The sequence below is a fragment of the Kitasatospora sp. NPDC001540 genome (genome assembly GCF_042894345.1).
GTDB classification, from domain to species: domain Bacteria; phylum Actinomycetota; class Actinomycetes; order Streptomycetales; family Streptomycetaceae; genus Kitasatospora; species Kitasatospora phosalacinea_C.
On record NZ_JBIAVO010000059.1, the window covers coordinates 1 to 11,994 of the forward strand.

The 11,994-nt window shown below is 73.4% G+C and carries 10 protein-coding genes and 2 tRNA genes; 5 read left to right on the top strand and 7 right to left on the bottom strand.

Annotated elements, in window-relative coordinates; all coding sequences use genetic code 11:
* Positions 1–185: 185 nt before the first annotated feature.
* From ACFY00_RS36605 to ACFY00_RS36625, 5 genes are all read right to left on the bottom strand, one after another.
* Positions 186–1,202 (bottom strand): DMT family transporter, encoded by a 1,017-nt coding sequence (locus ACFY00_RS36605; protein ID WP_388038171.1) that lies wholly within the window; start codon positions 1,200–1,202, stop codon positions 186–188.
* 40 nt (positions 1,203–1,242) lie between these two features.
* On the bottom strand, positions 1,243–3,447 hold the full coding sequence (locus tag ACFY00_RS36610) for a transglycosylase domain-containing protein (protein ID WP_388038174.1): 2,205 nt from the start codon (positions 3,445–3,447) through the stop codon (positions 1,243–1,245).
* A gap of 294 nt (positions 3,448–3,741) precedes the next feature.
* A tRNA-Lys gene (locus ACFY00_RS36615) sits at positions 3,742–3,815 on the bottom strand.
* A 135-nt stretch (positions 3,816–3,950) separates the two neighbouring features.
* Positions 3,951–4,024: transfer RNA gene (locus ACFY00_RS36620), tRNA-Lys, on the bottom strand.
* A gap of 74 nt (positions 4,025–4,098) precedes the next feature.
* Positions 4,099–4,857 (bottom strand): hypothetical protein, encoded by a 759-nt coding sequence (locus ACFY00_RS36625; RefSeq protein ID WP_388038177.1) that lies wholly within the window; start codon positions 4,855–4,857, stop codon positions 4,099–4,101.
* Between the two features lie 600 nt (positions 4,858–5,457).
* Here ACFY00_RS36625 and ACFY00_RS36630 point away from each other — a divergent pair.
* The 4 genes from ACFY00_RS36630 (at position 5,458) to ACFY00_RS36645 (ending at position 9,811) form a co-directional block, all read left to right on the top strand.
* Entirely contained in the window at positions 5,458–6,624 is a 1,167-nt protein-coding gene (locus tag ACFY00_RS36630; protein WP_388038179.1) for a low temperature requirement protein A, read from the top strand.
* Positions 6,625–6,626: 2 nt separating this feature from the next.
* The gene (locus tag ACFY00_RS36635; RefSeq protein ID WP_388038182.1) at positions 6,627–7,262 is read left to right on the top strand and encodes a pentapeptide repeat-containing protein; all 636 of its coding nucleotides are present in this window, start codon (positions 6,627–6,629) and stop codon (positions 7,260–7,262) included.
* A gap of 171 nt (positions 7,263–7,433) precedes the next feature.
* A complete protein-coding gene (locus ACFY00_RS36640; protein ID WP_388038185.1) occupies positions 7,434–9,467 on the top strand; it encodes a phosphocholine-specific phospholipase C in 2,034 nt (677 codons plus the stop codon).
* A 158-nt stretch (positions 9,468–9,625) separates the two neighbouring features.
* On the top strand, positions 9,626–9,811 hold the full coding sequence (locus ACFY00_RS36645; RefSeq protein ID WP_388038187.1) for a hypothetical protein: 186 nt from the start codon (positions 9,626–9,628) through the stop codon (positions 9,809–9,811).
* A gap of 185 nt (positions 9,812–9,996) precedes the next feature.
* Here ACFY00_RS36645 and ACFY00_RS36650 read toward each other — a convergent pair whose 3' ends face one another.
* Together ACFY00_RS36650 and ACFY00_RS36655 are read right to left on the bottom strand one after the other, a co-directional pair.
* Positions 9,997–10,437: a nucleoside deaminase gene (locus ACFY00_RS36650; RefSeq protein WP_388038190.1), complete on the bottom strand. Its 441-nt coding sequence runs from the start codon at positions 10,435–10,437 to the stop codon at positions 9,997–9,999.
* Entirely contained in the window at positions 10,434–11,231 is a 798-nt protein-coding gene (locus ACFY00_RS36655) for an LLM class flavin-dependent oxidoreductase (RefSeq protein WP_388038192.1), read from the bottom strand. The genes ACFY00_RS36650 and ACFY00_RS36655 overlap by 4 nt, the downstream gene beginning before the upstream one ends.
* A gap of 93 nt (positions 11,232–11,324) precedes the next feature.
* Here ACFY00_RS36655 and ACFY00_RS36660 point away from each other — a divergent pair, with 93 nt between their 5' ends.
* Positions 11,325–11,774 carry an Lrp/AsnC family transcriptional regulator gene (locus tag ACFY00_RS36660; RefSeq protein ID WP_388038195.1) on the top strand — a complete coding sequence of 150 codons (450 nt, stop codon included), beginning with the start codon at positions 11,325–11,327 and terminating at the stop codon, positions 11,772–11,774.
* Positions 11,775–11,994 lie beyond the last annotated feature (220 nt).

Sequence of the window (11,994 nt, forward strand, 5' to 3'; positions counted from 1 at the left end):
GGTCGACGTGCTGTGGGCGATGCTGCGTGACAAGAGGCTCTTCACCCCCACCCCGCCGGTCACGCAGACGGCTTGACACGATCATTGAGATTCCTCCCGTGGTCGTCGTCGATACCGGACCCATCCTGACCGGGGCCGCCGGGAGGCACCTGAGTACGGGTACTCAACCGGCCGTCCGCGCGCGGCTACCCCCGGCCGGTCGACTGGGCCGCGAACGCGCCCGCGAGGACGAGCGCGCCGCCGACGAGTTGCGGGGCGCCCAGGTGCTCGCCGAGCAGGACCCAGGCGAGGACGGTGGCGATCACGGCCTCCAGGTTGGCGACCACGCCCGCGACCGGCGGGGAGAGGTGCTGGACGGCGACCACGCCGGTCAGGTAGGCGAGGACGGTGGCGACCAGGACCATCCACAGGGCCGGGACGAGGGCGGGCAGCTGGTGGCCGTTCATGGTGACCGAGCGGCCCAGCAGCGACCAGTCCGCCTCCCAGGGGCGGGTGGACGCGGTGAGCAGGACGGCGCCGATCAGCAGGCCGTACGCGGAGACCGCCAGCGGGTCGACCGGGCGCTCGCCGCGGCGGCCGGCGTCCGCCAGCACGAAGTAGCCGACCTGGCAGCAGGCCGCGCCCAGCGCGAACAGCACGCCCAGCGCGTCGAAGGACAGGCCGTTCCACACCTCGACCACGCAGGCCAGGCCCGCCACCGCGACGCCCGCCCCGACCGTCGCCCGCCGGGAGACCGGGCGGCGCTGCACCAGCCGCACGTAGGCGAGCAGCAGCGGCGGGCCCAGGTACTCGATCAGCAGGGCGACGCCCACCGGGATCCGCGAGATCGCCGCGAAGTAGCAGGCCTGCACGCCCGCCACCGCGAGCAGCCCGAAGCCGAGCAGCAGCCCGGGCCGCCGCCGCACCGCGTCCCGGTGCCGCCAGGCCACCGGCAGCAGCACCAGCGCCGCCCCGGCCACCCGCAGCCACACGGTGTGCGCGGGGGAGAGCCCGGCCTCGATCAGCGGCTTGGCGGCCGTGCCCGACCCGCCGAACGCGACCGCCGACACCAGCGCCAGCACCAGCCCGAGCGGGGCCGCCCGGTGCCGGACGGCCGGGGCGGGCGCGGGGCCCGAGGAGGGGGAGGGGGAGGGGGAGGGGGCGAGGGTCGGGGCCGACGGGGCGTCGACGGGGACGGCGGAGGGGTCCGAGCTGCTGTGCATCGCCGCATTCTGCCAGCCCGGACCCCTCCGCCGTAAGGTGTTACCCGGCCTGTTGGTACTGATCCCCGAGCAGGCCGCCCGCCCCGCCGAGGCCCGGCGTGCTGCTCGCCGACGGGCTGCGCCCGGCCCCGCCGTTGGGGCGGGCGGAGGGGGTGCGGGAGGCCTCGCCGCCGGTGCCGCCGCTGGGGCGGGCGGTGGCGGAGCGCGAGGGCCGCTGCTCGTCCCCGGCGGACGGCGAGGGCGAGGCGTCCGCGTCCGGGTCCCCGCTCGCGGACGGGCTCCCGCTGGGCGTGGCCGAAGGGCTCGCCGTGGCGGAGGGGATGCTCGCGGCCGGGGCCCTGCTCGGCCCGGCGAAGTCGCTGACCGGCTGCCCGGCCAGCGCGGCCTTCATGTACGCCGTCCAGATCTGCGCCGGGTACCTGCCGCCCGCCGCGCTGCCGGTGCCGCCCACGCCGTCCAGGCTGACCTGCTTGCCGGTGCCCGGCTCCTGCCCGAACAGGCCGACCACGGTGACCAGCTCGGGGGTGTACCCGGCGAACCAGACCGACTTGGAGTCGTCCGTGGTGCCGGTCTTGCCAGCCACCGGGCGGTTCAGCGCGGCGGCCCGGTAGCCGGTGCCGCCCGGGTCGTCGACGACGCCCCGCAGGATCGCGGTGGTGGCCCGGGCGGCGTCCTTGGAGATCGCCCGGGTCGCCTTGTGCTCGGGCAGCGCGACCTGCTCGCCGCCCAGCTCCAGGCCCTTCACCAGCCACGGGGTGATCTGCTGCCCGTCGTTGTCCAGGGTGGCGTACGCCCCGGCCAGGTCCAGCGCGCTCGGGGTGGCCGCGCCCAGCGGGATCGACGGCACGGCCTTGAGGCCCGGCGTGTCGGCGGGCAGGCCGAGCGCCACCGCGGTGGCCCGGACCTTCTCCAGCCCGGTGTCCTGCGCGAGCTGCGCGAACACCGAGTTCACCGACCAGTCGGTGGCCTGCTGCAGCGAGATCTGCCCGTACGAGCGCTCGCCCTCGTTCGGCGGCGCGTACGGGGTGCCCTTCGCACCGCGCACCGGCCGCCGGTTGGTGCCGTCGTACACGGTGTCGGCGGTGATCCGCTCGCCGGACTGGGTGCGCGCCCCGGAGTCCAGGGCGGCCGCCAGCGCGATCGCCTTGAAGGTGGAGCCCGCCTGGTAGTCGGTGCGGGTGGCGTTGTCGATCCAGTGCTTGGTGGCGTCCGAGCCGCCGTACAGCGCCAGCACCTGCCCGGTCCTCGGGTCCACCGACACCGCGCCGGCCTGCGCCGCCGCGTCGACCTTCCGGCTGTCCGGCTTGAGGCTGTCGGTCAGCTGGGCCTGCACCGCGTCCTGCAGCTGCTGCTGCTTCTTCGAGTCGACGGTCAGCGTGATGGTGTACCCGCCCTGGGCGAGCTGCGCGTCCGAGACGATGCCCTGCCCGGTCAGGTACGAGGTCGCCGCGGCCACCAGGTAGCCCGCCTGCCCGGACAGGCCCGGCGCCGACTTCGGCGTCAGCACCTCGGGGAACGCGGTCTGCTGCCGCTCCTCGGCGCCCAGCCACTTCTTCGCCACCATGCCGTCCAGCACGTAGTTCCAGCGCGCCACGGCCTTCTGCTTCCCGGCCTCGCTCGCCGAGGACACGTCGAACGCGCTCGGCGCGTTCAGCAGCGTCGCCAGGTAGGCGCCCTGCGCGGCGGTGAGCTGGCCCGCGTCCACCCCGAAGTACGCCTGCGCGGCGGCCTGGATGCCGTACGCGCCGCGCCCGTAGTACGAGGTGTTCAGGTAGGAGGAGAGGATCTCGTCCTTGCTCAGGGTCGCGTCGACCTTGATCGCGATGAAGACTTCCTTCACCTTGCGGCTGACGGTCTGCTTCTGGTTCAGGTACGCGTTCTTCACGTACTGCTGGGTGATCGTCGAGCCGCCCTGGGTGGCGCCGCCCGACGCGGTGTTGAAGGCGGCCCGGGCCATGCCCTTGAAGTTGACCGCGCCCTCCGAGTAGAAGTTGCGGTCCTCGGCGGCCAGCGCGGCGTGCTGCGCCTCGGCGGAGACCTTGTCCAGCGGGACGTTCTGCCGGTTGGTCTGGCCGGTGCGGGCCAGCAGCGAGCCGTCCGAGTAGAGCCAGGTGTTGGACTGGGCGGTGGCGGCCGCGTGCGCGTCCGGCACCTTCACCACGGCGATGCCCAGGGCGAACAGCCCGACCCCCAGCAACAGGGACGCGGCCAGTCCGAACAGGGTGAAGCGCCAGGTGGGTATCAACCGGCGCCAGCCGGTCCGCTTCCTGCGCTCACGAGGCTTTCGAGGCAACGGAGACCTTCCCGCAGGCCCCGGACGGGCTGCTCGCTCGGGCGACGGCGTGAACCTCGCCAGCCTGACTGATCGACTTGTCAGATGTTAGGGACCTATGTCCCATTTCTCCTAAGACGATCTTTAAATCCCCCTTAGCTTCACATCCTCCCCCTTCTCAACGAGCGCGCCGGACAGGGGACATGGCGACGCGGCCGGAAAACGCCGAAGGCCCCTCGCTCTCGCGAGGGGCCTTCGACCTGTCTGTGCGCCGCCAGGGACTCGAACCCCGGACCCGCTGATTAAGAGTCAGCTGCTCTAACCAACTGAGCTAGCGGCGCGTGCTGACGGAGAGAACACTACACCCTTCCCGACCTGCGGTGAAACCGGCTTTTCGCGGGGGATTCGCAGGGGCGGGGGAGGGGACGGGCCGGAAACGCCGAGAGCCTCCCCGGAGGGAGGCTCTCGACCGTCTGTGCGCCGCCAGGGACTCGAACCCCGGACCCGCTGATTAAGAGTCAGCTGCTCTAACCAACTGAGCTAGCGGCGCCTGCTGACCCGGAGAACACTACACGCCCCGGGCCCGTCCGCCGAAATCGTGACGGCCCGGCCACGCAGCGTCGCTCAGCGCGGCGGTGGCAGTCGGCTCAGGAACACCTCGAACGCGGTCGGCTTCACCGCGTTCGCCCCGTCGAACGGGTAGTTCATCTCCTTGATCGCGATCAGCGACAGCGCGATCAGCCCGGCCAGGCTGAGCACCATCGCCAGGTGCGCCCAGGTGTTGGAGAGGCCGAACAGGAAGGTGAAGGCGACCGTGACCACCGCCCCCGCGATCAGCGCCGCCCACAGCAGCGGCGGCACGCAGTTGGTGATCAGGTTCAGCCGGGCCCGCCGCTTGCTGGCCAGGCCGTCCACGTGCTGGATCACGTTCTGGTAGATCGCCGACTGCTGGTCCCCCTGCGGGTCGAAGGAGAGCGCGCTGTCGCGGATCCTGTACATCAGCGCGGTCGCCGCCGGGTCGCTGTGGTGGTCGGCCATCACGCGCCACTCGGTGTTCACCACGGCGTGCGCGTAGTCGAGCGTCAGCCCCTCCAGCTCCGCGCCCTGCGGCAGCGGCATCTGCCGCGACATCCAGTACACCCCGGCCAGCTCGTCCGCCTCCTCGAAGGTGGTGACCTTCGCCGCCGACGTGTTCTCCCACACCGCGATCACCACGAAGGCGACCAGCACCGCGTAGAACGCGCCCACCGCGGCGAAGATGAACCCCGCCACGTCGTTGCAGCTCTCCCGGGCCGGGACGGAGGCGTACCTCTGCACCAGCAGCATCCCGGCCGCGGTGCCCACCAGGGTGCCGACCATGATCACCACGTCGGTCCAGTTCACGGCCGCCCCCGCTGTTGCCCTCGGTGCTCGACAGTACGCATACGGTCATCACACCGTGACGGGGCGGGGCCCGGCGAGCGGGGCTAGTCCGACCGGCCCCCCCGGGGGGTGGTCGCGGGGCGGGAGGGGAGGGGCCCGTTCCGGCGGGACGAACGTCCCGCCGGAACGGGCCGGACCGTCCGGGGTGCGGGGTGCCGGGCGGGCGCCGGGCAGCGCTGTCGGGCAGCGCGGTGATCACGAGGAGTTCGGGTCCTGCGGTCCACGGGAGCCGGTCCCGTGCCCACCCTCGTCCTTGACCTTCCGCGTTGCCCGCGAAGCGCCCTCGTCGTCGTCCGTCCATCCGCAGAGGAATCTATCGGTCCAATTCGGACAGACGGGACAATCGGCGCAACACGCGCCGAAATGGGCCAACCTGTCACTCGGATCGCGCACTGCGGCGTCAACTCTGCCTGACGCGTAACCAAATCGGGTGTATTCGGGCGAATCGGCGTGCCGTGCACGGTGCGTGCGCCGCCGGTCCGGGGCTGCCAGGATCGCCGGTGTCCAACTCCCCTGCCGCGCCCGCCCCCTGCCGCGCGGCCCGCGCCCCGAGGCAGAACGATGACCACCGCCCCCGACCCCTTCCGCCCGGTCCGCCGGATGCTGGCCCGCGACCGCGGCGAGTCCCACCGGGTCGCCACCCCGCTGGAGTTGTTCTTCGACCTGTGCTTCGTGGTGGCCGTCGCCCAGGCGGGCCGGGAACTGGCCCACGCCCTGGCCGCGGGCCACCTCGCCCACGCGCTCACCGGGTTCACCATGTCCTTCTTCGCGATCTGGTGGGCCTGGATGAACTTCACCTGGTTCGCCTCCGCGTACGACGTCGACGACGTCCCCTACCGGCTCACCACCCTGGTGCAGATCACCGGCGTGCTGGTGCTAGCGGCCGGCGTCCCGCGGGTCTTCGAGGACCGGGACCTCGCCCTCGCCGTGGCCGGGTACGTGCTGATGCGCCTGGCCATGGTCACCCAGTGGCTGCGCGCCGCCCGCGGCGAGAGCGGGCCGGCCCGCACCTGCGCGCTGCGGTACGCCGCCGGGGTCACCGTCGTCCAGGCGTTCTGGGTGGTGCTGCTGTTCCTCCCGCACGGCGCCCAGGGCCCGCTGTTCCCGGTCGGGGTGCTCGCCGAACTCGCCGTCCCCGTCTGGGCCGAGAAGGACGAGCAGACGCCCTGGCACCGGCACCACATCGTCGAGCGCTACGGCCTGTTCACCATCATCGTGCTCGGCGAGACGGTCGCCGCCGCCACCGTCGCCATCCAGACCGCCCTGGACGAGCACCTGGCCGTCGCCGAACTGCTGCCGATCGCGGCGGGCGGCCTGCTGATCTGCTTCGGCGCCTGGTGGATCTACTTCGCCGACGACGGCCACGGCCACCTGCGCGGCAACCGGCAGGCGCTGCCCTGGGGCTACGGCCACTACGCGGTCTTCGCCTCGGCCGCCGCGATCGGCGCGGGCCTGGAGGTCGCGGTCGAGCACGCGGTCGGCGCCGCGCACGTCTCGGCCCGGGCCGCGAGCGCGGCCGTGACCGTCCCGACCGCGCTGTTCCTGTTCACCGTCTGGCTGCTGCACGCCCGCCACCACAAGCGCGGCGCCGCCCAGGCGGTCCTGCCGCTGGCCGCGCTGTCGGTGCTGGCTGCGACCCTGGCCGGGGAGTCCGGCGTGCTGATCGCCGGGCTCCTGGTGGCGCTCGCCGTCGCCGCCGGCCTCACCCTGTCCGCGAAACGGAGTTGACCGTGCGTCTCGAAGACCTCCCGTACGTCCACCTGCTGCAGCGCCACACCGGCCCGCTGCGGCCCGACGGCCGGTACGACACCGCGCACTTCGACGAACTCGCGCTGACCGGGCAGTTCGGCGGCGCGCACTTCCTGGAGTGCGCCTTCACCGGCGTGCGGATCGAGGAGACGAAGCTGCGCCGGGCCGCCTTCAACGAGGTCTGGGTGCACGGCGGCCGGATGGTCGGCGTCGACCTCGCGGAGAGCGAGTGGCAGGACAGCGAGGTCGACTCCACCGTCCTGGCGGGCGTCTCCGCGTACGGCTCGGCGGTGCGCCGCACGGTCTTCCGGCAGTGCAAGCTGGAGGCGGTCAACCTGCGCGGCGCGGTGCTGCGGGACGTGGTCTTCGAGGACTGCCTGCTGCGGGACGTCGACCTCTCCGAGGCCAGGCTCACCGACGTCTCCTTCCCCGGCAGCACCCTGGAGGAGGTCCACCTGCGCGGCGCCACACTCAAGAACGCCGACCTGCGCACCGCCGCCCGCCTCGGCCTGTCCGACGGCCACCTGGGCCTGCGCGGCGCGATCATCTCGACGACGCAACTCCTCGATCTCGCGCCGCAGTTCGCGCACGCGCTGGGCATCACGGTGAAGGACTGAGCGCTCCTCGCCGTTCACCCGCCGGTCGCCGTTTCGGCTGTCGGTGAACAGTCAGCCAATCCTTGCCCCGGGCCGCTGACCCGACCCCCCGTCCCGGGCGAGGATGCTCGGCGTCCGGCACGAAGGTGTCTGGACAACATCACCAGCAGCCGAGGGGACGGTCGGGTCGAAGTGGCAGAGCTGAGTCGTAGGAAGTTCATGGCGTGGTCCGCGAGCGCGGCGGCCGGGGCGGCGGTCGCGGGCAGCGCGGCCGGGGCGTCACCGGCGGCCGGGGCGACGGGGACCCTCGCGGACGCCAAGCACGTGGTGGTCCTGATGCAGGAGAACCGGAGCTTCGACCACTACTTCGGCACGCTGAGGGGCGTACGGGGCTTCGCGGACCGGGCGACGATCCAACTGCCCGGCGGCTACAGCGTGTTCAACCAGCCGAACCTGCTGGGGCGGCAGTACCCGTGGCAGTTCTCCGCCACCAAGCCGGCCGGCGGCGCCGACCCGGAGCGCCTGGCGCAGTGCAACGGCGACCTCGCCCACGGCTGGAGCGACCAGCACAAGGCGTGGAACAACGGGAAGATGGACTCCTGGGTGGCGGCGAAGGGCAACGTCCGCACCCTCGGCCACCTGACCCGCGCCGACATCCCGTTCCACTACGCGCTGGCCGACCACTGGACGGTCAACGACGCCTACCACTGCTCGGTGCTCTCCGCGACCGGCCCGAACCGCACCTACCACTGGTCGGGCCAGATCGACCCGGCGGGCGCGGCGGGCGGCCCGGCGTACGACGGCGGCGACGAGTCGGGCCTGAAGTGGCAGACCTACGCGGAGGCGCTGGAGGCCGCCGGGGTCAGCTGGAAGGTCTACCAGAACGCCTCCGACAACTACGGCGACAACGCGCTCGCGTACTTCACCCGGTTCGCCTCCGCCCCGGCGGGCAGCGCGCTGGCGGTCAAGGGCATGGGCTCGGTGCCGAAGGCGACGGGGCGGACGCCGGACGACATCGTGGCCGCGATCAGGGCGGACGTGCTGGCGGGCACGCTGCCCCAGGTGTCGTGGATCGTCCCGGACCAGGCGTCCTCGGAGCACCCGTACGCCACCCCGGCGGACGGCGCGCACTTCGTGCACAGCGTGCTGGACGCGCTGAACGCCGACCCGTCGGTGTTCGACTCCACGATCCTGTTCCTCAACTACGACGAGAACGACGGCTTCTTCGACCACGTCCCGCCGCCGGTCGCCCCGTCCGGCACCGCGGGCGAGTTCTACAACGGCACCAACATCGGCCTGGGCTTCCGCGTCCCGATGATCGCGATCTCGCCGTGGAGCCGCGGCGGCTGGGTCTGCTCGGAGACCTCCGACCACACCTCGGTGCTGCGCTTCCTGGAGAAGTGGACGGCCGCCATCGGCCGGCCCGCGACCTGCCCGAACATCTCGGCCTGGCGGCGCAAGGTCACCGGCGACCTGACCGCCATGTTCGACTTCGCCAACCCGGTGTACGGGATGCCCGCGCTGCCGGACACCTCGCAGACCATCGGCCTGGCCGCCTGCGCCCCGCTGCCCAACCCGGCGCCGGTGAACAACCAGCTACCGGTGCAGGAGCCCGGCACCCGCCCGGCCCGGGCGCTGCCCTACCAGCCGGTGGCCAACCTGGACCACCTGGAGTTCGGCTCCGGCGGAGTGATCAAGGTCTGGATCGCGATGGCCAACCAGGGCAGCGCGAGCAGCCACTTCGCCGCGTACGCCAACGCCTACCGCTCCGGCGGCCCGTGGCAGTACACGGTCGACCCGGCGGGCGCGACCAGCGACTTCTTCAACTGCGGCACCGGCTACGGCGGGGGCAGGTACGACCTGACGGTCGTCGGCCCGAACCGCTTCCTGCGCCGCTTCACCGGCGACGCCACCGCCTCCGGCAAGAACGCCTCCGTCACCGCGACGTACGCGACCGCGCCGGACACCGGCAAGCTGGCGCTCCGGTTCGAGCTGGCCAACGCCGGGAGCGCGGCGGTGACCTTCACCGTCACCGCCAACGCCTACCGCACGGACGGCCCGTGGACGTACACCGTCGCGGCGGGGGCGCGCACCGGCGACTGGTTCAACGCGGTGGCGTACAGCAACGGCTGGTACGACTTCACGGTGACGGTCAGCGGCGACGCGAGCTGGTCGCAGCGGTTCACCGGCCACCTGGAGACCGGTGCGCCCTCGGTCTCCGGCTGAGGCCACCGGCTGAGGTCTCCGGCCGGGGCCACCGGGCGGCGGGCGGTGGACGGCGGGCGTGGGCCGGACGGGTGGATCCGGGTCGTCCGGATGCGACCCGTCCGAGCCGGTGCGAGGGTGGACGGAGCCCGTTGTCCGCGACACCCGAGGAGGAGACCATGGGCCTGAGTGACCAGTTCAAGGACAAGGCGAAGGACCTCGGCGAGCAGGCCAAGTCGGCGCTCGGCGACCAGGGTTCCAAGACCGAGGACGCCGAGCAGAAGGCTCGCGAGAAGGCCGAGGGCATGATGCCCGGCGGCCAGGAGTCCGCGGACGACCAGCAGCAGGAGGGCGAGTCCTCCTGACCGGCCGACCGCGCGGGGCGGGCCCGGACCGGGCCCGCCCCGTCGGCGTACCGCGAGGAGGGGGACGCTCACCCGGGGAACCGGGCGCCGGATCCGGCAGGAGCGCGAGGGCCGCGCGGCCGCCGGGAACATGACCGCCGAGGGCGACCCACGGGCTGACCCGCACCCGGACGGGACGCCGGCCGTCACCGCCCCGGCGCGTAGTAGGACTCGATCGGCGCCCGGGCCTCGACGAAGAGGGCGGGCCCGTCCCGGAGCAGGACGGGCCAGTCGCCGGAGGCCGGGTTGAGCTCCACCAACTGCTCGGTGGACAGCGCGAACACCACCCGCCCGAGCCCGGAACGGACCAGGGCGCCCGCGCACATCCCGCACGGCTCGCAACTGGTGTAGAGGGCGGTGCGGGCCGCCTCGGCCGGGTCGAGCTCGCGGGCCGCCCAGCGGGCGAGCTTCAGCTCCGGGTGGGCGGTGATGTCGCGGTCGCGCCGCACGGTGTTGTGCGCCTCGGCGAGGACCGTGCCGTCGGGGGCGGCCAGCAGCGAACCGTACGGGGCGTCGCCCAGGTCGACGGCCCGGGCGGCCAGGGCGACGGCGCGGCGCAGCAGGGCCTCGTCGGTGGGGGTGATCACGCGGTCTCCTTCCGGTGGGCGGCCACCGCGGCCAGATCCCGCCAGGCCTTCTCCGGCCTGCGGGTCTCCTCCGGGTCGCCGTGGTAGGGGTCGAGGACCACGGCCTGCGCGCCCAGCGCGCGCAACTGCCGCAGGTCCTCCAGCACCTGCTCCAGGGAGCCCGTCCCGGCGGGCCGGTCGGGTCCGGCGACCGGACCCGGGGTCAGCCGGAACGCGATCCGCGGGGCGAAGCCGGGCAGCCGGTGCGCGGCGAGGACGGTCCGCATCGCGGGCAGGGTCAGCCGCAGCGGGTGCCAGGCGTCCCCGAACCGGGCGGCCCGGCGCAGCGCGGCCGGGCTCTGCCCGCCGACCCAGACCGGCACCCCGGCCGGCCCGGACTCCCGCAGCACCCGCAGGCACGCGTCGGCCAGCCGCCCGCGCTCGGCGAACGGCACCCCGAGCGCCGCGAACTCCTGCCGGGCCCAGCCGGTGCCCACGCCGAGCACCAGGCGGCCGCCGCTCAACCGGTCCAGGCCCGCGGCCATCCGGACGGTCAGCAGCGGGTCGCGGTACGGCAGCACCAGCACCGTGGTGCCCAGCCGCACCCGGGTGGTCAGGGCGGCCAGCCAGGACAGCGTGGTGAACGGCTCGTGGAAGGGCTCCGGGTAGCGCTCCGCCACGTCCGGCGTGACGGCCACGTGGTCGGACACCATGAGCAGGTCGTACTCCAGCTCCTCGACGGTCCGGGCCCACGCGCGCAGCACGCCGGGGTCGGTGCCGGGGCCGAAGTTCGGTACGTTGACGCCCAGTTGCATGCGCCGAGGCTATCCGTGCAGGGGGCGGCCGGTGAATGGGCGATCCCCGGTGTTCGGCCCGTTCCGCCGTGGATCCACCGGTAGGATCGCCGGATGGCCGGGGAACTCGACGACATCGACTGGGCGATCATCGGACAGCTACAGGCGGACGCCCGGCTGCCGATCAGCGAACTGGGGCGGCGGGTGAACCTCGGCGCCTCGGCCACCGCCGACCGGGTGCGCGCCCTGGAGGCCAGGGGCGTCGTCACCGGCTACCACGCCACGGTCGACCTCGCCCGGATCGGCTACCCGGTGCTGGCCGTCGTCCGGCTGAAGTACCCCGGCAGCCGCCACCAGCCCCTGCACCGGCTGCTCGCCGAACGCCACGAGATCCTGGAGTGCCTGCGCACCACCGGGGACGACTGCTACACCCTCAAGCTCGCCGCCACCTCCATGGAGCACCTGGAGACCCTCGTCGACGAACTCTGCGCCTTCGGCTCCACCACCACCAGCGTCGTCTACCGCCAGACCCTCCCGTACCGCAACCCGCCCCGCCCCCACTGACACCCGCTGCGCGGGGCTGGCGTGGCGCGGGGCGGGGTTCCCGCTGCGCGGGGCTTTCCGCTGCGCGGGGTTTCCGCTGCGCGGGGTTCCCGCTGCGCGGGGCTCCTCCGCTACGCGGGGCTTTCCGCTGCGCGGGGCTCCTCCGCTACGCGGGGCTTTCCGCTGCGCGGGGCTCCTCCGCTACGCGGGGCTTTCCGCTGCGCGGGGCTCCTCCGCTACG